At 71.0% G+C, this 18,433-nt stretch carries 17 protein-coding genes; 12 read left to right on the forward strand and 5 right to left on the reverse strand.

The window, feature by feature from the left end; genetic code table 11:
- Positions 1-672: 672 nt before the first annotated feature.
- A complete protein-coding gene (locus V5P93_RS05610; RefSeq protein ID WP_104483617.1) occupies positions 673-1,095 on the forward strand; it encodes a thioesterase family protein in 423 nt (140 codons plus the stop codon).
- Here the strand turns inward: V5P93_RS05610 and V5P93_RS05615 are convergent.
- Together V5P93_RS05615 and glnA are read right to left on the reverse strand one after the other, a co-directional pair.
- A complete protein-coding gene (locus V5P93_RS05615) occupies positions 1,092-2,180 on the reverse strand; it encodes a DUF1611 domain-containing protein (RefSeq protein ID WP_104483618.1) in 1,089 nt (362 codons plus the stop codon). The genes V5P93_RS05610 and V5P93_RS05615 overlap by 4 nt on opposite strands.
- A gap of 486 nt (positions 2,181-2,666) precedes the next feature.
- Positions 2,667-4,091 carry a type I glutamate--ammonia ligase gene (gene glnA / locus V5P93_RS05620; RefSeq protein ID WP_104483619.1) on the reverse strand — a complete coding sequence of 475 codons (1,425 nt, stop codon included), beginning with the start codon at positions 4,089-4,091 and terminating at the stop codon, positions 2,667-2,669.
- 244 nt (positions 4,092-4,335) lie between these two features.
- On the opposite strand from glnA, the gene V5P93_RS05625 reads away from it, so the two are divergent.
- Together V5P93_RS05625 and V5P93_RS05630 are read left to right on the forward strand one after the other, a co-directional pair.
- Positions 4,336-4,821: an RDD family protein gene (locus tag V5P93_RS05625; RefSeq protein WP_104483620.1), complete on the forward strand. Its 486-nt coding sequence runs from the start codon at positions 4,336-4,338 to the stop codon at positions 4,819-4,821.
- Between the two features lie 104 nt (positions 4,822-4,925).
- The gene (locus tag V5P93_RS05630) at positions 4,926-5,708 is read left to right on the forward strand and encodes a GNAT family N-acetyltransferase (protein ID WP_104483621.1); all 783 of its coding nucleotides are present in this window, start codon (positions 4,926-4,928) and stop codon (positions 5,706-5,708) included.
- 52 nt (positions 5,709-5,760) lie between these two features.
- On the opposite strand, the gene V5P93_RS05635 is transcribed toward V5P93_RS05630, so the two are convergent.
- Positions 5,761-6,489 carry a DUF4191 domain-containing protein gene (locus V5P93_RS05635; RefSeq protein ID WP_104483622.1) on the reverse strand — a complete coding sequence of 243 codons (729 nt, stop codon included), beginning with the start codon at positions 6,487-6,489 and terminating at the stop codon, positions 5,761-5,763.
- Between the two features lie 62 nt (positions 6,490-6,551).
- On the opposite strand from V5P93_RS05635, the gene V5P93_RS05640 reads away from it, so the two are divergent.
- From V5P93_RS05640 to V5P93_RS05675, 8 genes are all read left to right on the forward strand, one after another.
- Positions 6,552-8,657: an ATP-dependent DNA helicase UvrD2 gene (locus V5P93_RS05640; RefSeq protein WP_104483623.1), complete on the forward strand. Its 2,106-nt coding sequence runs from the start codon at positions 6,552-6,554 to the stop codon at positions 8,655-8,657.
- Positions 8,658-8,791: 134 nt separating this feature from the next.
- On the forward strand, positions 8,792-9,064 hold the full coding sequence (locus V5P93_RS05645; RefSeq protein WP_146108415.1) for a hypothetical protein: 273 nt from the start codon (positions 8,792-8,794) through the stop codon (positions 9,062-9,064).
- A gap of 131 nt (positions 9,065-9,195) precedes the next feature.
- Positions 9,196-9,582, forward strand: coding sequence for a WhiB family transcriptional regulator (locus V5P93_RS05650; protein WP_104483624.1), 387 nt, complete (start codon positions 9,196-9,198; stop codon positions 9,580-9,582).
- The gene (locus V5P93_RS05655) at positions 9,579-9,794 is read left to right on the forward strand and encodes a hypothetical protein (RefSeq protein ID WP_104483625.1); all 216 of its coding nucleotides are present in this window, start codon (positions 9,579-9,581) and stop codon (positions 9,792-9,794) included. Before V5P93_RS05650 ends, V5P93_RS05655 begins: the two co-directional genes overlap by 4 nt.
- Positions 9,795-9,977: 183 nt before the next feature.
- Complete coding sequence (locus V5P93_RS05660) at positions 9,978-10,610, forward strand: DUF742 domain-containing protein (RefSeq protein ID WP_104483628.1); 633 nt, start codon at positions 9,978-9,980, stop codon at positions 10,608-10,610.
- 9 nt (positions 10,611-10,619) lie between these two features.
- A complete protein-coding gene (locus V5P93_RS05665; protein WP_104483626.1) occupies positions 10,620-11,498 on the forward strand; it encodes a class I SAM-dependent methyltransferase in 879 nt (292 codons plus the stop codon).
- Positions 11,499-12,036: 538 nt separating this feature from the next.
- On the forward strand, positions 12,037-12,252 hold the full coding sequence (locus V5P93_RS05670) for a hypothetical protein (RefSeq protein ID WP_104483627.1): 216 nt from the start codon (positions 12,037-12,039) through the stop codon (positions 12,250-12,252).
- A gap of 107 nt (positions 12,253-12,359) precedes the next feature.
- Positions 12,360-13,487: an IS4 family transposase gene (locus tag V5P93_RS05675; RefSeq protein WP_374066438.1), complete on the forward strand. Its 1,128-nt coding sequence runs from the start codon at positions 12,360-12,362 to the stop codon at positions 13,485-13,487.
- A gap of 1,062 nt (positions 13,488-14,549) precedes the next feature.
- Here V5P93_RS05675 and V5P93_RS05680 read toward each other — a convergent pair.
- Both V5P93_RS05680 and V5P93_RS05685 read right to left on the reverse strand, forming a co-directional pair.
- A complete protein-coding gene (locus V5P93_RS05680) occupies positions 14,550-15,857 on the reverse strand; it encodes an AarF/ABC1/UbiB kinase family protein (RefSeq protein WP_104478719.1) in 1,308 nt (435 codons plus the stop codon).
- Between the two features lie 82 nt (positions 15,858-15,939).
- A complete protein-coding gene (locus V5P93_RS05685; protein WP_146107969.1) occupies positions 15,940-17,118 on the reverse strand; it encodes a TOMM precursor leader peptide-binding protein in 1,179 nt (392 codons plus the stop codon).
- Between the two features lie 111 nt (positions 17,119-17,229).
- On the opposite strand from V5P93_RS05685, the gene V5P93_RS05690 reads away from it, so the two are divergent.
- Positions 17,230-17,760 carry a M48 family metallopeptidase gene (locus V5P93_RS05690; protein WP_104478720.1) on the forward strand — a complete coding sequence of 177 codons (531 nt, stop codon included), beginning with the start codon at positions 17,230-17,232 and terminating at the stop codon, positions 17,758-17,760.
- Positions 17,761-18,433: the final 673 nt, after the last annotated feature.

Here is an 18,433-nt window from a genome sequence, read left to right on the forward strand (position 1 = left end):
CGAGCTCTCGCCCGCCCCGGCGCGGCGGCCGTTCTCGGTAGAATTGAGAAATAGGGGTTCCCTTTTCCAGGGGACCCCTCGCTGGCGTTGGGGCGGGTTCATTCAGGGCATGGCGAGCTGAGAGCCATGAAGTGCGACGGACGCCCGCAGGGGGCCGCCGAACTCGACATCCCTCCCGCAGCGCGGGTAGTTGACCTCGCGCGGTTCCGGGTGGGGGCTGGCTGGTCGCAAGAGCTGCTGATCGGCCTGCTGCCCCCAGCAGCACGTCGGTGAAACCGAGCAGGTCCGCGCACGCGATCCGCAGCAGCTCGTGCCTGCGCAGCGACCGGGCCGCGGCGACGGTCGGTAGTGGTGGAGGGTGCTGGATGGTGTGGGCTGTGCTTCGTTCGCGACCCCGCTTGACTTGGCCTCGTGGTGAGGCGTCGTGGTCCGCCAAGGACGGGGCTGCTGATGGTGCCCTCGTTGCGCGGATCTCCCGCTGGTGTTGGGGCGGTCGATTCAGCTGTGGGGTGGGGCATGCGGGGCGGAATGGCAGTCCTTGACCGACGAGCACGAGGGGCAGTTCTTGGCTGGCCTCGCGTGTGCGGGTGAGGCGCTGGGGGCTCGGTGGAGGGTTGAGGCGTGGCTCACCTGCGGGGTGTTCCAGGCCGATCCCGAGGCTACTGTTCGGTAATGACCTGGAGCGTTCGCATTCCGGTGCGTAGCTACGAGCTCGACAGCCTCGGCCACCTCAACCACGCCGTGTACCACCAGTACGCCGAGGTGGCCCGGGTCGAGGGGTTCGCCGCCGCCGGGTGCTCGTGGGACCGGCTGATCTCCTCGGGGTTCGGGCCCGTGATGCTGACCTCGACGATCAACTTCCGCCGCGAGCTGCGCGGCGGTGACGTGGTGGACGTCGACCTGGCCGTCAAGTTCGGTCCCGGCAAGACCTTCAACGTCGACTCGAACATCACCAGGGTGGACGGCACCGTGGCCGCCGAGATCACCTGCCTGCTCGGGCTGATGGACCTCGGCGCGCGCAAGCTGGTCGCCGACCCGAGGGCCGCGTTGGCCCGGTTCGGGTTCGACCTCGGTGCCGTCCAGCCCGGCGACTAGGCCAGGACCTCGCCCGCCTCCAGTTGGGGGACCTCGGCCGACTCGGCGATCGCGCGACGCAGGAGTTCGCCTGCCAGGGCGGGTGATTGCAGGTCCAGCGGCCCGTACACCGGGACGTCCAAACCGGCCTGCGCCTCGCGGATCGCCAAGGGGGAGGCGGTGAGCAGGCCGCTCACCGCCAGCACCGGGTGGTTGCCCGCGCGCAGGCGCTGGACTCCGTAGAGGGCGCCGGAGGAGTCCGCGGCGGAGAACAGGACGCCACTGGTGATGCGGCGGATCTCGGGGCGGTCGAGCAGCTGCGCGGTTTCCGGTTGGAGCAGGCCGTCGGCGATCTCCAGGACGATCGCGTCCACGCCGCGGGCCATCAGGTGCCCGTGCAGCAGCAGGGAACTGGTCACCAGGCGCTCCACCGGGATGCGGAAGGTGGTGGCCATGCCCGCGTCGGTGAAGTCCAGCGCGGCGACGGCGCCCGAGTCGCGGAACAGCCACGGGTCGCCGCCCGCCGCGGTGCCGGTCAGCTTGGCCGCGCCGACCCGCAGCCCGGCCCTGGTCAGGCCGTGCACCAGGGAGGCGCAGGTGGTGGTCTTGCCCGAGTTCATCGACGTGCCCACCACGACGAACGTCGGCGGCTTGCGCAGCGCGGGCAGCGGTGCGCCCAGCGCCAGGTCGGACACGTTGAGCACCTGGCCGTTCTCGTCGCCGACCAGCCCCAACGGGCGCACGGTCGTCGGCGCGCTCACCGCCGCGTTGCGGCTTCGGACCTTGCCCAGCACACCGCCCGCCGCGACCAGGTCGCACGCGCCGAGGTCGTCGGGCAGCTCGGCCTCGAAGTGGTCGGGGGCGTAGCGGGCGCCGTAGGCGGCGAGCATCTCGTCGCCCACGTACAGCTTGGCCTTGCGGCCGTCGGTCAGCTCCAGCACCTGGTGGTAGCCGACCTTGGTCACCTCGGCCAGCACGAGGTCGCCGTGCCGCGGTTGGTGATCGCTGTGGTGGACGAGGGTCAGGCAGGCTCCGCGATCGAGGTTGCGCGCGGAGTAAGCCGTCTTGAGGCGTTCGACGCGCGCGGGATCAAGGGGTGCGAACATGGCGGTTCCTCGGTCGAGAACGGAAGAGGGGGGTCGTGCGTGGAGGGTCGAGCACCACACGGGAACGTCCGAACGAGACCTGCGCGGACGTGGTGCGCGGGAGCGTAAGGCTTGGCGCCCCGGCAAGGGAATCCCGCGTGAGGTCTCGATTCGGAGAACACTGGACCCCACCCAGCTCCAGGCCGCGGGCGGATCGGGTGATCCACCTGATCGGGGGACAAAGCTCCCGGGGACCCGAGTCCGGGGACGGTGCGCGGCAACCGGGCCGTGGTGGACTGGACCAATCCGGGCCGGGACCAGGGCCCGCCGAACGGGTGGTCCACGGTGCCGAGTTCCCATGGCCACCACCGAAGCAGGGCTGACCGGGCTTCGACGCGAGGTGTAACCCGCGGTCCACCGATTAGCCGCGCATACGAAAACGGCCGGTTCCACTGGGCAGTGGAACCGGCCGTCGGCGCGGTCTACCGGGTCAGGCCCGGTAGCCGATCACACGTCGTAGTAGAGACCGAACTCGTACGGGTGGGGGCGCAGGCGGAGCGGGTCGATCTCGTGCTCGCGCTTGAAGGCGACCCAGGTCTCGATGACGTCCGGGGTGAAGACGCCGCCTTCGAGGAGGTAGTCGTGGTCGGCCTCGAGGGCGTTGAGCACGTCACCCAGCGACGCGGGGACCTGCGCGACCTCCTTGGCCTCCTCCGGGGGCAGCTCGTAGAGGTCCTTGTCGATCGGGGCCGGGGGCTCGATCTTGTTCTTCACGCCGTCCAGGCCTGCCATCACGATGGCGGCGAAGGCCAGGTACGGGTTGCCCGACGAGTCGGGGCAGCGGAACTCGACGCGCTTGGCCTTGGCGTTGTTGCCGGTGATCGGGATGCGCACGCAGGCGGAGCGGTTGCGCTGGGAGTAGACCAGGCTGACCGGGGCCTCGTAGCCGGGGACCAGGCGGTGGTAGGAGTTCACCGTCGGGTTGGTGAAGGCCAGCAGCGACGGGGCGTGCGCCAGCAGACCGCCGATGTAGTGCCGGGCGGTGTCGGACAGGCCCGCGTAGCCGGACTCGTCGTGGAACAGCGGCTTGCCGTCCTTCCACAGCGACGAGTGCACGTGCATGCCGGAGCCGTTGTCACCGAAGAGCGGCTTGGGCATGAAGGTGACCGACTTGTCGGCGTGCCACGCGGTGTTCTTGATGACGTACTTGAACAGCTGCAGGTCGTCCGCGGCGTGCAGCAGCGTGTTGAACCGGTAGTTGATCTCGGTCTGGCCGCCGGTGCCGACCTCGTGGTGCGCGCGCTCGACCTTGAAGTCGAGGCCCTGCATGTTCAGCACCATCTGGTCGCGCAGGTCGGCGAAGTGGTCGACCGGCGGGACGGGGAAGTAACCGCCCTTGAAGCGGGTCTTGTAGCCCTTGTTGCCGCCGGGCTCGTCGGCGCCGGTGTTCCACCAGCCCTCGACCGAGTCGATCTCGTGGAACGAGCCGTTCTCGGTGTAGTCGAAGCGGACCGAGTCGAAGATGTAGAACTCCGCCTCGGGGCCGAAGTACGCGGTGTCGGCGAAGCCGGACTCGGCGATGTACTGCTCGGCCTTGCGCGCGATGTTGCGCGGGTCGCGGGTGTAGGCCTCGCGGGTGAACGGGTCGTGCACGAAGAAGTTCAGGATCAGCGTCTTCTCGATCCGGAACGGGTCGATGCGCGCGGTGTACGGGTCGGGCAGCAGCAGCATGTCCGACTCGTGGATCGACTGGAAGCCGCGCACGGACGAGCCGTCGAAGGCCAGGCCCTCGGTGAACGCGTCCTCGTCGAAGGCGTCGGCGGGGAGGGTGAAGTGCTGCATGACGCCCGGCAGGTCGCAGAACCGGACATCGACGAACTTCACGCCCTCGTCGGCGATGAAGCGCAAGACCTCGTCGGGAGAGTTGAACACGCTGGGTTACTCCTTCGTCTGCTCGCAGGACCTTGACCGGCCCACCGCGCGAGTGGGCAGTCGAACCGCGGTGCCCGCTCGGTGATGACGCTATGAGTACGGTGTTGCCCGACCGCTACCCGGATGTTTCGCTGGTGTTAACGACACCCCGTGGCGACCGACACACCTCGGTCCGGCCCTGGCAGAGCATGCCGGCCGGACGCCCCGGGGGCACCTCGTGCGGCCACCGGCCTACCCTGGTGCGGTGAGCAGATGGACCGGAACCTGGCTGTCCGGCCCCGGCGCGGCCATCGAGCCGACCGACGGCCCCGTCCGCTACCGCGGTGAGCGCCTCGGGCTGCCGGAGCGCGGTGCGGGCTCGGTCGCGTCCAACGGCATCCGGTTGGGCGCCTACGCCATCGACCTGGTGCTGTCGTCCCTGGTGACGTCGCTGTTCATCCGCCCCGACTACAGCGGTGACCAGTCGGAGATGTGGCGGTTCAACTACCTCGCGATCCTCGTCTGGTTCCTCATCACCGTGGTCGGCACCTCGCTCACCGGGTTCACGCCGGGCAAGGTGCTGCTGGGGCTGCGGGTGGTGCGCATGGACGGCACCGCGCTGATCGGTCCGCACCGGGTCATCCCGCGCACGGTCCTCACCGCGTTCGTCCTGCCCGCCGGGATCACCGACAAGGACGGTCGCGGCCTGCACGACCGGCTGGTCGGCACGATCGTGCTCCGCACCCGCTGACCACGGCCGGTCACCGCGACCGACCCGACCCGGTCGACGCCGCCCACGTCCGGGTGACCGAATAATGCCGCGCGCCCGGACCGCCGGTTGGCTACTGTCCGCGCGTGCCGAACGCCGAATCACCGGGATCCACCGCCGTCCGGATCGCCGACGCCCAGCTCGCGGGCCTGAGCCGCGCTCGCCGGGTGGTCCGCGCCGGGCCGTTCGCCGGGCTGCTGGCGGTCGGCGCGCCCGACTACCTGTCGTACGCGGTCGCCACGCACCCCGGTGACCCGGTTGCCGACGCGGTCGCGGTGGCCGAGTCGGTCGAGGTGCTGCGCGGGGTCTTCCCGCCGGGCGGGCTGCGCTTCGAGCTGATCACGCAGGCCTGTCCGGGCGCGGTCGAGCTGCTGGTCGTCGCGGGGTTCGAGATCTCGGCGAGCGTCCCGCTGCTGGTCCTGGACCCGGCGGAGGCGGTCGTTCCGCGCCAGCCGTCGCACGGTGTGGAGTTGGTGCACGTGCGCGCGGAAGCCGATCTGGTCGCGGGTGCCGAGGTGGCGGCCGCGGCCTTCGGCATGCCCGGCGCCGCGCCCGCCGGACCGGCCCCGGAGCCCGTCGACGGTGGTTCGGTGCTGGCCCGGATAGCCGGTGAACCGGTGGCTGTGGCCTCTTGGACCCAGGTCGCCGACGGCGTCACCGAGATAGTCGGCGTCGCCACCGCCGAGGCCCACCGCGGCCGAGGACTGGGCGCCCTGGTCACCGCGCACGCCGTGCGGCTGGCCGCCGAGCTCGGCGGCGCCACCCTGACCTGGCTGACCCCCGGCGACCCCACCGCCGACCGCGTCTACTGCCGCGTCGGGTTCACCCCGGTCGCCAACGCCGTGCACCTGGCCGAGCGGCAGGTGTGAAAAAGCCCGGCCCGGGCGAGGCGGACCGGGCAGGCTGACGAGCGTCGGGGGACTAGCGGCGGCGCATCGCGCGCTGCACGTTGCGCATCTTCGCGCCCGCGGGCATCGGGCCCTTGGGCAGCGCGGCGCCCCGGGTCGCGATCGCGGCCAGGCGCTTCTCCACGCCGTCGATCTGCGCGGGACGCAGGTTGTTGGGGAGCTTCATCAGGTGCCGCTGCAGGTGCCGCAGGCCGACCTGACCCTCCTCGTTGCCGACGACGACGTCGTAGATCGGGGTGTCGCCGACCAGCCGGGAGATCCGCTTCTTCTCCTGGGCGAGCAGCGTCTTCACCCGGTGCGGGGCGCCCTCGGCGACCAGGATGACGCCGGGTCGGCCGATCACCCGGTGCACCGCGTCGAGCTGGGTGGTGCCCGCGACCGTGGGGGTGACCCGCCAGCGGCCGCGCATGTTCTCCAGCGCCCACGCCGCGGCGCCGGGCTGGCCGTCGGCCTTGCCGTAGACCGTGCGCTGCACCCGGCGGCCGAAGATCACCAGCGCGGCGAGCAGGCCGAACATGATGCCGACCGGCAGCAGGAACCACTGGATGCCCAGCAGCCAGCCGATGCCGAACACCACGCCGGTGATGACCAGCAGGGCGCCGAGCATCCAGGGGATCAGGCCCTTGTCTTCCTTGCGCTGCATGGTGAACGCCTGGAAGATCTGGCCGCGCTTGGCCTTGGAGGCCGCCTTGCGCTCTTTCTTCGCCGCGGCGGCTGCCGCTTTGTCCTGCTTGTCAGCCATAACCACCAGGATACGGGGCGCCGTCCCCCGGTTGGTGCCCGCGCTCTGTAAGGATGCTCCGCATGACCGGCGGACCCTCCTCCCTGCTCGCCGGGCTCGACCCGGACCAGCTCGCCGCCGTGACCGCCCCCCGGGGCCCGGTGTGCGTGCTCGCGGGGGCGGGCACCGGCAAGACCCGCACGATCGTCACCCGGATCGGGTACCTGATCCACTCCGGGCACGTGGCGGCGGGGCAGGTCCTGGCGGTCACGTTCACCGCGCGGGCGGCGGGGGAGATGCGCACCCGGCTGCGCGCGATGGACATCCACGCCGCGCAGGCGCGCACGTTCCACGCCGCCGCGCTGCGCCAGCTGCGCTACTTCTGGCCGCGGGTCGTCGGCGACGCGCCGTGGGACCTGCTGGACGGGAAGCTGCGGCTGGTCGGGCAGGCCGCGCACCGGGCCGGGGTGGGCACCGAGCGCGACACCCTGCGCGACCTGGCAGGCGAGATCGAGTGGGCCAAGGCGTCGCTGATCGCGCCGGAGGACTACCCGGCCGAGGTGGCCAGGGCGCGCCGCGACACCCCGGCGACGGCCGAGCTGGTGGCGAAGGTCTACGCCGGGTACGAGTCGCTCAAGACCGCCGCGCGGCTGCTCGACTTCGACGACCTGCTGCTGCACACCGCCGCCGCGCTGGAGGAGCACAGCGAGGTCGCCGAGGAGTTCCGCGACCGGTACCGGTGCTTCGTCGTCGACGAGTACCAGGACGTCACCCCGCTGCAGCAGCGCGTGCTCGACGCCTGGCTCGGCCGCCGCGACGACCTGACCGTGGTCGGCGACGCCAACCAGACCATCTACTCGTTCGCGGGCGCCTCGCCGCGCCCGCTGCTGGACTTCGGCCGCCGCTTCCCGGAGGCCACGGTCGTCCGGCTGGAACGCGACTACCGGTCCACGCCCGAGGTCGTGTCGCTGGCCAACCAGGTCATCAGCGCGGCCCGCGACCGGCCCGCCGGGTCCCGGCTGCGGCTGGTCGGGCAGCGGCCCAAGGGCCCGGATCCGCGCTTCGCCGAGTTCGACGACGAGCCCGCGGAGGCCGCGGCGGTCGCCGGGCGGGTCAAGGAGCTGGTCGACGCGGGCACGCCGCTGAGCGAGATCGCCGTGCTCTACCGGATCAACGCCCAGTCCGAGGTCTTCGAGCAGGCGCTGGCCCAGGTGGACGTGCCGTACCTGGTGCGCGGCGGGGAGCGGTTCTTCGCCAGGCAGGAGGTGCGGCAGGCGATGGCCGCGGTGCGCACGGCGGCGGTCAACGCGCCGGGCGGCGGCGACCTGCCCGCGCTGGTACGGGCGGTGCTCGTGCCGCTCGGCCTCACCGACGAGCCGCCCGCGGGCGGGACGGCGCGGGAGCGGTGGGAGTCGCTGCTGGCCCTGGTCGAGTTGGCCGAGGAGCTGGCGTCGACGGTGCCGGACGCGGACCTGCCGCGCTACGCCGCCGAGCTCGACCAGCGGGCGCAGGCCCAGCACCCGCCGACGGTGGAGGGCGTGACGCTGGCGTCGTTGCACGCGGCGAAGGGCCTGGAGTGGGACGCGGTGTTCCTCGTCGGGCTGGTCGACGGCACCATGCCGATCCAGCACGCGGACGGCGACGACGTGGCCATCGAGGAGGAGCGGCGGCTGCTCTACGTCGGCGTCACCCGGGCCCGCGAGCACCTGTCGTTGTCCTGGTCGCTCGCGCGCACCGAGGGCGGCGCGCGCTACCGCAGGCGCAGCCGGTTCCTCTACGGGCTGATCCCGGAGAACCACCCGGCCGCGCGGGTGGCGGCGCGCCGGTCGGAGCCGCCGCGGCAGGCGATGGGGCGCGGGATGAACCCGGTCCGCTACTGCCGGGTGTGCGGGGACAAGCTGGTCGGCACCATGCCGATCAAGCTGGGGCGCTGCGAGAGCTGCCCGGCCGAGGTCGACCAGGGGCTGCTGGAGCGGCTGCGCGAGTGGCGGGTCGAGCGGTCGAAGGGGCTGCGGGTGCCCGCGTACGTGATCTTCACCGACGCCACCCTGCTGGCGATCGCCGAACAACGTCCGGCGGACCGGGCCGCGCTCGTGTCGATTTCCGGCATCGGGGCCGCCAAGCTGGACAAATTCGGGGACGAGGTGCTCGGGCTGGTGACGGGCGCCCCCCGTTCGGACGAAGTGTGACCGTCGTCACCTGAACATCTGGAAAATCGGTTGCACGGCCTCCGCAAGGGCCAATAACCTGCAATGGCCGGGCACGAAGTGCCCGACAAGACTTCCAAGACGACTTCGAGACTCCTGAGAGGGAGGTGGCCCCCGTGCGCAGCAACCAGATGACGCTGATCCCAGGTGGCTCCTTGCCGTCCCGGGGTCTTGCCGCGTGCGGGGTCCAGGTCGCTGTGCGGCCTGGGGCGTGGCGTGAGCGAGTCGCAACCTTCCAGGGCACCGGTGTGTTCACCGAAGGCCCGAACGCGACGTCGCACAACAACACGACCGTCACGGCGGATCTAACCGCCCTGACGTACGCCCGTGGCATCGATTTTGTCCAGGTCGAGAGCAAGCCGTCCGCAGCCTCAGGCTGGAGGACTTGACGCGCCGTCAAGAACTCCTGGCCCTGAGGCCGCGGACTCCGACACCGGAGACCGCGGCCTTTTTGTTTGCCCAACAACGTCACAAATCAATGGTTTTCCCAGTTCAGACCACACACCAGGAGTTCAAGACCATGTCAACCGCCACCGCTCCGCTGACCAGCGGAGCGCTTTCGGACCTCCTCGGACCCCCGGGCTCCGGGGTGAGCGAGCTGCTCGACGCGGCTCCCTCGGCCGGGTTGGACCTGCCGTGCCGTTCCAGTGACAACCCCGACCTGTGGTTCGCCGACACCCCGGCCGAGCTCGAGCGCGCCAAGGGCCTCTGCGGCGACTGCCCGGTCCGCTCGGCCTGCCTGGCCTCGGCGCTCGCGCGGCACGAGCCGTGGGGCGTGTGGGGCGGCGAGATCTTCGAGCGCGGCGTCGTCATCGCGCGCAAGCGGCCCCGTGGTCGCCCGCGCAAGGAGGACGTTGCCAGGGACGCGGCGACCGACGCCGCCCGTGCACAGGAGGTCGCGGCGTGAACGCCCAGTTCGAGACACCGATGTACGCCTTCAAGCCAGAGGGATCCCCGCAAATGTTGCTGTATGAAAACCTCGCGAGAGCGCGAACGCGCGAGGCGGAGCAGACGGCGCGCACGCACCGCCTGGTCCGCCGGCTGAGCGCGGCCAAGCGCTGGGAGCGGGTTTCCAGGTGGGCGGCACGGCGCGCCGATCGCGTCGCCGCCGACCTGTAACCGGCTCTCCACTGGGGAACGCGGAGCCCGTCACCTCGACCTGGGGTGACGGGCTTCGGCCGTTCGGGTGGAGAAACACCAAGGCGACGACGAAGCCGCCAACCCGGACGCGGCGCGGGTTACCGTGGGCTGCCCTGTCCACGACGCGGCTGTGGGGCTGACGTGGTGATGTACAGCGATGACATGAGCGCCGCGGGCGGTAGACGCGGGCGCGCGGCCGAGGCGGGTACCCGCTTCGACATCCCCTTCGACGAGGACGACGTCCTGTTCCCAGCCGACACCCCGACCGACGTCGGGCTGGTCGGTGTGCGCCCGCCCCGGCCGTACCCGTTCGACGACCCGCTGCCCCACGCCGAGGCGAGCGGCTACTTCCGGTCGGCCGTCGACCTGTTCGGGCCCGCCGAGGCGCACTCGGCGACGGTCGAGGTCGAGCCGGTCCCCGAGCCGTCGCCGCCGGTGGAACGGCTGACGGACGAGCAGTGGCTGAACCGGCCCGAGTCGCACGCGCTCGTGCGCCCCTACGCGCTGACCCGCGGCCGCACCCACGTCCGCGGCGACCTGGCCGTCGAGACGCTGGTGTCGACCGTCGACGCCACCGCCGCGCGGTCCTGGGAGCACCGGGTGGTGACGGACCTGTGCGCGCGGCCCCGGTCGGTCGCCGAGGTCGCCGCGCTGATCCCGGTCCCGCTCGGCGTCGCGCGGGTGCTGATCAGCGACCTGGCCGACGCGGGCGCGCTGCTGGTGCACGCCGTGGTCGAGGGCGCCCCGGACGTCGCGTTCATGAGTCGCGTGCTGACGGGTCTGCGCAACCTCTAGGTTCCCCGCATGGCGAGTCACACGCACGACGGGATCGACTGGACGGTTCGGCTGGCGGCGATGCGCCGCGCCGACGACACCAAGGCCGAGGTGGGTGCCTGGGTCGCGCAGCGGCTCGTGGACCCGCTGCCCGACGGCGCCACCGTGGTCGACGTGGGGGCGGGCGCAGGCGGGATGGCGGCCGCTTTCGCCGCGGCCCTGGCCGCCCGCCGCGGCGGGCGGATCGTGCTGGTCGACGCGGTACCCCAGCTGCAGGCGGCGGCGGTCGAACGGGTGCGGGCGGTGGCGGGGGACCGGGTAGAGGTCGTGCCCGTCCTGGCCGACGCGGCCGACCCGGGCCTGGTCGACGTGGTGCCCGCGGCGGACCTGGTGTGGGCGTCCGGGATCGTGCACCACCTGCCGAACCAGATCGTCGGCCTGACGGGTTTGGCCGCGCTGCTGCGTCCGGGCGGTTGGTTGGCGCTGGGGGAGGGTGGGCTGAACACCCGCTGCCTGCCGTGGGACCTGGGTATTGGTGAACCCGGCCTGCAAGACCGACTGGTGGCCGCCCGCGATGCCTGGTTCGCGGACATGCGGGCGGGGATCGGTGGTGTTGTCCGGCTCCCGGTCGGGTGGAACCGGGCACTCGGCGACATCGGCCTCCACCTGGCCGGGACGTTCAGCTACCTGGTCGACCTCCCCGCTCCCGCGGCCGAACCGGTCCGCCGATCCGTGGCCGACTGGTTGCACGGCCTCGCCACCATCGCGGGCGATCGGCTGTCCCAGGCTGACCGGGACACCGTCACCCGGTTGTTGGATGAGGACGGCCCGGACTGGATCGTCCACCGCGACGACACCTTCATCCTCAGCGCCGCCACCGTCCACCTCGCGACCAAACCCGACGCGTAGCCGCCCGCCAAGATCATCTGCGCCGGTTGCGGTTGTCCACATGCCTGGATCTCATCCACAGGAAATCTCGGCCCCGTTCCCGCAGCCCCAACGCCGATAGACTGGAGCAGGGCCGTGCCCCCAGAGGTGGGCGGGGGCTTGTGCGGGGTCGGGGTGGTGATCTTCGTGTCAGCAGGGGTGCGTGGCTGGCGTGTGGCTGAGCAGTACCGAGGTCCTGGACTTCTCATCACACTTGCGGCCGGCTCGGCCGGAGGGGAAGCGGTCGCACGGCGCCGCTGCTCTAGAGCGAACCGAGGTTGTGGGCATTGTTCGGCCGGCGCCCGGCACGGGGCAGGGGTGGTCGTGGTGGGCAGGCCCGCGACGATCGGGGCATGCCGGTCGCGGTCGGGCCAGGCACAAGGTGGCTGCCTGAGTTGGCGATGCGGCGATTCGCGGACCCCGACTCGGGACGGGCCAGGACCGATGCGCGGGACGCGTTCGTCATCGTCGACTCGACTCGGCTCGTTCGCTGCGCTCGGTCGACGTCGGCGAGGACGCCTTGGTCGAGCTGGAGATCCTGGTCGGGTTCGATGACGACCTGGCCGACGAGGCCACTCGCATAGCCAACCGCGTCCGGGGATTGCGCACACGACGCGCACCTCTCGCCGAGGGCCTGACCTGGGTGCCCGACATCGGGGTCAGGACCACCGCCCGCATCCTGCTGGAGATCGGCGACACCGCCGGTTTCGCTGGCTCGGCGCACGTGACCGCCTAGGCCCAATGCCGGTCGGTTAGGTCATGGCGGGGCTGTAGCCTGCGGTGGTGGATCTTGGGTTGGGTGTGCGCGAGGGCGGCGGTCTGGCCGACCGAGCTGCGGTTGGTGTGCTGACTCGGACGTTTCCGGTGGAGTTGGTCGATCGGGTCATTGACCAGTATTGGCGTCGGGAACAGCGGACCCGCGCATTGCCTGCTCGGTTGGTCTTCTATTTCACGCTTGCTTTGTGTCTTTTCCCGAATGAGTCGTACCGGTCGACGATGAAGATTCTCATGTCGGCGTTCGGTCGTGGAGGGCAGGGCTATCGGGTACCGACGACCGGTTCGATCGGTGATGCTCGTCGTCGTCTGGGTTCGGAGCCGATGGAGACCGCGGTGCGGGCGGTGATACGACCGAGAGCGTGCCGGGAGACGATAGGCGCGTGGTATGGGGATTGGTTGTTGACAGCGGTTGACGGGACGACGTTCACGGTGCCGGATACCGAGGAGAACGATCGCGAGTTCGGGCGACCCGGTTCAGGGCGCGGCGAGGGAAAGACGGCGTATCCTCAGATTCAAGCGGCGTGTGTGGTCGAGTTGGGAACCCACGCGGTATTCGATGCCCGGATGGATGGCTATGCCGCCGCGGAAACCATGTTGATCGAGGAGATGTTCCCTTCATTGCGGCCGGACATGCTGGTGTTGGCCGACCGGCACATCTACTCGTCCCGTCGCTGGACCAAGGCCGTGGATACCGGCGCCGACCTGCTGTGGAGAGTGACCGCGAACCTCGCCCCACGGCCGGTGGAGACACTATCGGACGGTTCCTGTATCGCCGAGATCACCCCGCCGAGGAGTTCGGGCCAACCATCTTTCCGGCTACGGCTGATCGAGTACCGATTGCCGTGGACGGAGGAGGTGTACCGGTTGGTGACCACGATCCTGGACCCGCTTCTGGCGCCCGCGAAGGAACTGGCCGCGCTCTATCACGAACGGTGGGACATCGAGGGCTTCCTCAAACAGATCAAGAGTGTCCAACTCAATACCGAGAAGATCTTCCGGTCGAAATCGCCCGACGGGGTACGGCAGGAGTTCTGGGCGCATCTGGCGGTGCACTACGCCACGATGTGTGTGCAGGTCGACGCCGCCGATCACGCGAAGCTCGATCCTGATCGGATCTCACACAAAAACACGGTACGCGTCATCCGGTCCCGTATCTGGGCGCCGGGATCTTTCCCCCCTCACGCACAGCGATGACCACTATCGGATGTTGCTGATCGAGGTCGGCAGCGAGATCAACCCGGAACGCCGCCACCGGAGCTACCCGCGGGTGATCAAACGGAAAATGAGCAACTTCCCGGTCAAACGCGCACGACACCGACAACAACTCCGAAACAGCCGACCACCTCACTCGAACATCACCCTCACCCCGCCCAGCACGACCCGACACCGCCGCCGACCAGCCGAAACCACCTAACCGACCAGCATTGCGCCTAGGCAGGCATCGCGTTGGTGACCCGAATCCTTGTGCAGGCACGTCGCTGCGACGGCATCTTCGCCATGCCCGCACCAAGACCCATTGCCGACACCTTGAGTCCACAACCCAACCCGCTGCGGCTTGACAACCACATCGGGAATCATTGGAGGGCCTGTGCGGGGTTCGGGGCGGTGGTCTTCGTGTCAGCAGAGGTGCGTGGCTGGCGTGTGGCTGATCAGTACCGAGGCCCTGGACTTCTCGTCGAGTTCGTGCGGCGGCTGGCGAAGCCGGAACGAAGCTGGCTGGGTGGGCGGAGCTGTGCCCCTGACGGGCGCGGCTGTTCGCTGGAGCCAGTCCACGTGCGGGCTGTCGGGCGATCGGTAAGTCACCCGGCACGCACACTCAGCCTGACCACGCCCAGGTGTTGTGCCGAGCGGTCGCGGCCCATGGTCACCGGTGCGCGACTTGGCTCCGGACACCGCGAGGGGTTTGAGCAGACAGGCAGCCGGAGGACAGCTCAGACTGGGCCGGGAGCCGTGACGACGTGTTTCGTCGGTTGCTTCGAGGTCGAAGCCGGTGGCTGGCGACTGTGCCCGAAGGGGCGGCTTGTCCGGCCGCGGGGTTGCTGGTCGCGGCGTAGCCTGCTTAGCCGTGAGCGACGACGGCAGAGCCGAGGTCTGTTCCCGTTGTGGTCGGTCTCGGGCCGATGCCTCCGTGGTGGAGGCGTTGGCTTGGGTTCGGGAGCAGGACGGGGGTGGGGTGCGGTGGTTGTGTTCGGCTTGTGCGCGGGCTCATGTGCGGGACATCGAGGGGAAGTTGCCGCCTGAGTACTGGTCGGGGAGCTAGTTCTCGTCGGCGAAGCCCGGTTGCCACCGGGAGATGATGTCGCGCATCGAGAACTCGGCGTCGAGTTGGCAGAGGATGCCGGTGGCGCCCGCGGTGACGCGCTGGATCAGCAGGTACTGGGGTGGCAGGTTCAGCGAGCGGCCGGTCTTGAAGTCCTGGCCGCGCAGGTCGCCGACCCGTTCGGCTTGGCGTTGCATCCAGTGGCGGGTGAAGTGGAAGGTCTCCACCGACGCGGGTTCGGCGAACGGGGCCAGGTAGGCCAGCACGTGCTCCGGGTCGAGCCGCATGCCTTGGCGGATGAAGCCCTCGTCGCGCATCAGCTCCATCAGCTCGGCCGAGTCGCCTTGCAGCGCCAGGCGGGTCATCCGGCCCAGGGGGCGGGGCAGGCCCTCGGGGAGCCGGGCGACGGCGCCGAAGTCGATGGCGCAGAGGCGGCCGTCCGGGGTGAGCATGAAGTTGCCCGGGTGCGGGTCGGAGTGCAGCAGCCCGGCGCGCGCGGGGGACGAGAAGTGGAACTCCGAGAGGAGCCTGCCCGCCAGGTCGCGCTCGGCGCGGCTGCCCTCGCGGATGATCGCGGCCAGCGGCTTGCCGTCCACCCACTCGGTGATCGTCACCTTCGGCGAGCTGGCCACGACGCGCGGGACCAGGACCTGCTCGTCCCCGGCGAACGCCTTGGCGAAGCGCCGCTGGTTGTCCGCCTCGGCGCGGTAGTCCAGCTCCTCGGTCATCCGGTCGGTGAGTTCCTGCAGCAGCGGCTTGATCTCCATGCCCGGCGCGAACGGCTGGAACAGCCTGCTGAACCGCTGCAGCTGCCGCAGGTCCGACAGCAGCGCCTCGTCCGCGCCCGGGTACTGGACCTTGACGGCGACCGGCCTGCCGTCGTGCCACACGCCGCGGTGGACCTGGCCGATGCTGGCCGCCGCGGCGGGCTGGTCGTCGAACTCGGCGAACCGCTCCCGCCAGCCGCGGCCCAGCTGCTGCGCCATCACCCGGTGCATCGCCGGGGTGCTCATCGGCGGCGCCGCGGCCTGCAGCTTGGTCAACGCCTCCCGGTACGGCTCGGCCATGTCGTCGGGCACCGCCGCCTCGAACACCGACAGCGCCTGGCCGAACTTCATGGCGCCGCCCTTGAGCTGCCCCAGCACCTCGAACAGCTGCTCCGCGGTGCGCGCCGAGAGCTCGGCGCTCACCTGCTCCGCGCTCTGGCCTGCCAGCCGCTTCCCCCAGCCGCCGACGGTCCGGCCCGCGACCCCCAGCGGAATGCTGGCGAGCCGCGCCGTGCGCGCGACGGTCTTGCGTGGCATCTCGGTCACCGGTCGATTGTCCCTTGTCGAGGCAAGCGGTCGCAGAGGAATACGTCGCGCGGCACCTGTCGACCAGCACACATCAACGTCCGATATCTCCCCTATCGATGAGTTTGGGGGAGCTTTCGGCGGTCGACCGCCCCGGCGGCCGACGGGAACCGGTGGTGGGTTGTTGGCGGCGAGCGCCCGGGAGCAGGTGCCGGTACGTGGGGCGGGTCGCCGCGCGGCACACGCACTCGGGGTGCGGCTCCCACGCCGTGCGCCGCAGCGTGGCGGCGAACGCGTCCACGGCCACGGTGGCGTTCCACGTGCTCGGCGGCGGCGTCCACGGGTCGCGCAGCCACGCCACCGCGCGCAGGGCCTGCGCCGCCGCGACCCCGGCGGTGACGTGCGCCGTCGCCAGGTCGGCGGGTTGGCTGCGGCCCGCCAGCTGCGCGGCCACCAGCGGCCAGCACGGATCCGCCCGGGCCCGGTGGTGGTCCAGGCAGCGCACGCAGCAGCTCAGCCCCGGCACCACCAGCGGCCCCACCAGCCCCTCGCCGTCCCGGCTGCTCACGCACAGGTGCGGCAGCCCCCGTTCGGCCAGCCCGGCCACCACCACCGGGTCCGGCACCAGCGCGTCGGTCAGCAGCACCAGGTCGGGGCGGACGTTGGTGAATCCACGCGTGTTGACCGACGGGTCGGCGCGGCGGACCGCGTCGTGCGCCGCCGCCCGCCGCGCCCGCCCGACGTCGTCGGTCCGCAGCTCCGCGCCCACCTCCGCGGCCGTCACCACGCCGGACGCCCGCACGGTCACGTGGCCCACCCCGGCCTGGGCCAGCAGGCAGGCGACGGCCACCGCCAGCCTGCCGTCGCCGCGCACCTCGACCCCCGCGTCGCGGCGGTCCGCGGGCAGCGGCGCGACCGGCCGCCACGCGGCCAGCGCGTCGTCCGCCAGGAGCCTGCTCGCCACGGCCGGGGCGGGCGCGGCGGCGTCCTCGACCACGCCGCGCGCCGTCAACTCGCCCAGCAGCTCGCGCAGCGCCGACCGGTCCGGCGGGCCCAGCCCGGCGAGCAGTTCGGCCGTGGTCCGGCCTCCGGTGAGGTCTACGGCGACCGCGACGACCGGGGCGGGCAGGTCGCCGATCAGCAGCGCGCGGCGCGGGTCGAGGCCGAACTGCACCTCGCCCGCGCGCCGGTGCAGCACGGCCACCCCCGGGCGCACGCGCGGGCGGTCGGGGAGCCGATCCCCATGGGGGAGCACGGATTCGCTCTCAGTCATGTGCTCAGCGTGGCCGATGGGGCCGTTCGGCTGCCGGAAGTTGTCCACAGGCGAGAGTCACACCCGCCCGGTCCTCCCGCGATGTCGGTGTCGCCCCTTACGGTTGTGGTTGTGGCCGAACCACAAGTCGAGGTGCGCCGGAGCAAGCGCAGAACCCGCACCGTCACGGCGTACCGCGAAGGCGACACCGTGATCGTCCTCATCCCGGCTCGGCTCTCCAAGAAGGAAGAAGCCCACTGGGTCCAGGAGATGCAGCGCAGGCTGCTGCGCAACGAGTCCCGCAGGCGCTCGCCCGCGCGCACGTCCGACGACGCGCTGCTGGAGCGGTGCGGGGAGTTGTCGGGGCTGTACTTCGGGGGGCGGTGTACGCCCAGGTCGGTGCGGTGGGTGCCGCCGATGCGGACCCGGTGGGCGTCGTGCACACCGGCTGATCGGACGATCCGGGTGAGTGAGCGGTTGCGGACGGCGCCGTCGTGGGTGTTGGACTACGTGCTGGTGCACGAGTTGGCGCATTTATTGGTGCCGGGGCACGGGGCGGACTTCTGGGAGTTGGTCAGCGCGTATCCGCGGACGGAGCGGGCGGTGGGGTACTTGGAGGGGTTGTCGGCGGCTGCGGGGTGGGGGATCGCCGGCGACGACTGAGGCCGGGGTCGGTTGGTGAGCGGTTCTCGCGTTCTGGGTGGTTCGGTCGGTGTCGGGGCAGCGGTTCGCCGCTGGTCCCGCACGGTGATGTTCCGACCCGGCGTGGTGCGGTTCTCTCGTGGTCTGGGCGCGAGTGTCGAGCTGCGCTCGATGGGGTGAATTGTCTTTGCGCGGGGCCCCTACGAGCCTGCGGTGGGGCAAGAGCGGTGGGGATGGGCGAGCCACCCCACCCGCAGGGAAGCTTGGGCGGACTCGTCCCCCACGCAAAGACAACCCACGCCCATCGAGCAGTTCTTGGGAGCGCGAAGAGTTGGGCGGGGTCGGGTTGGCACACGTCGGCGGGTAGCGGGTTCACCTTGGTGGGGTGGAGCCGGTTTGCCGGGGTGGCTGTGCGGTGTGGGCGAGTGCGGCTTGGGCGGTGGGCAGCAGGCTCGGCTTGGCCGGGAATCGCCTGGTCGGTGGCTATTTCAACACCCCGCCCGGACCCAGGACGGCCCCCGCCCTCCTCTGGGGGGACAGCCCTGCTCCAGTCTATCGGCGCTGGGGTGGTCGGGAAGGGGGCACGGAAACCTGTGGATGGACGCCGGGGATGTGGATAACCCGCTGAGAGCGGATCTGGGCGGGGCGGGCTTGGCCGGCGCAGTGGGGTGGTGTGGTGGTGGGCGGCTCGGGT

The organism is Actinokineospora auranticolor, from assembly GCF_041897805.1.
GTDB classification, from domain to species: Bacteria; Actinomycetota; Actinomycetes; order Mycobacteriales; family Pseudonocardiaceae; genus Actinokineospora; species Actinokineospora auranticolor.

Coding starts and splice junctions, on each gene's coding strand:
- V5P93_RS05610 (WP_104483617.1), top strand. CDS start 673: ATGACCTGGAGCGTTCGCATTCCGGTGCGTAGCTACGAGCTCGACAGC.
- V5P93_RS05615 (WP_104483618.1), bottom strand. CDS start 2,180: ATGTTCGCACCCCTTGATCCCGCGCGCGTCGAACGCCTCAAGACGGCT.
- V5P93_RS05635 (WP_104483622.1), bottom strand. CDS start 6,489: ATGGCTGACAAGCAGGACAAAGCGGCAGCCGCCGCGGCGAAGAAAGAG.
- V5P93_RS05640 (WP_104483623.1), top strand. CDS start 6,552: ATGACCGGCGGACCCTCCTCCCTGCTCGCCGGGCTCGACCCGGACCAG.
- V5P93_RS05650 (WP_104483624.1), top strand. CDS start 9,196: ATGTCAACCGCCACCGCTCCGCTGACCAGCGGAGCGCTTTCGGACCTC.
- V5P93_RS05660 (WP_104483628.1), top strand. CDS start 9,978: ATGAGCGCCGCGGGCGGTAGACGCGGGCGCGCGGCCGAGGCGGGTACC.
- V5P93_RS05665 (WP_104483626.1), top strand. CDS start 10,620: ATGGCGAGTCACACGCACGACGGGATCGACTGGACGGTTCGGCTGGCG.
- V5P93_RS05680 (WP_104478719.1), bottom strand. CDS start 15,857: ATGCCACGCAAGACCGTCGCGCGCACGGCGCGGCTCGCCAGCATTCCG.
- V5P93_RS05685 (WP_146107969.1), bottom strand. CDS start 17,118: ATGACTGAGAGCGAATCCGTGCTCCCCCATGGGGATCGGCTCCCCGAC.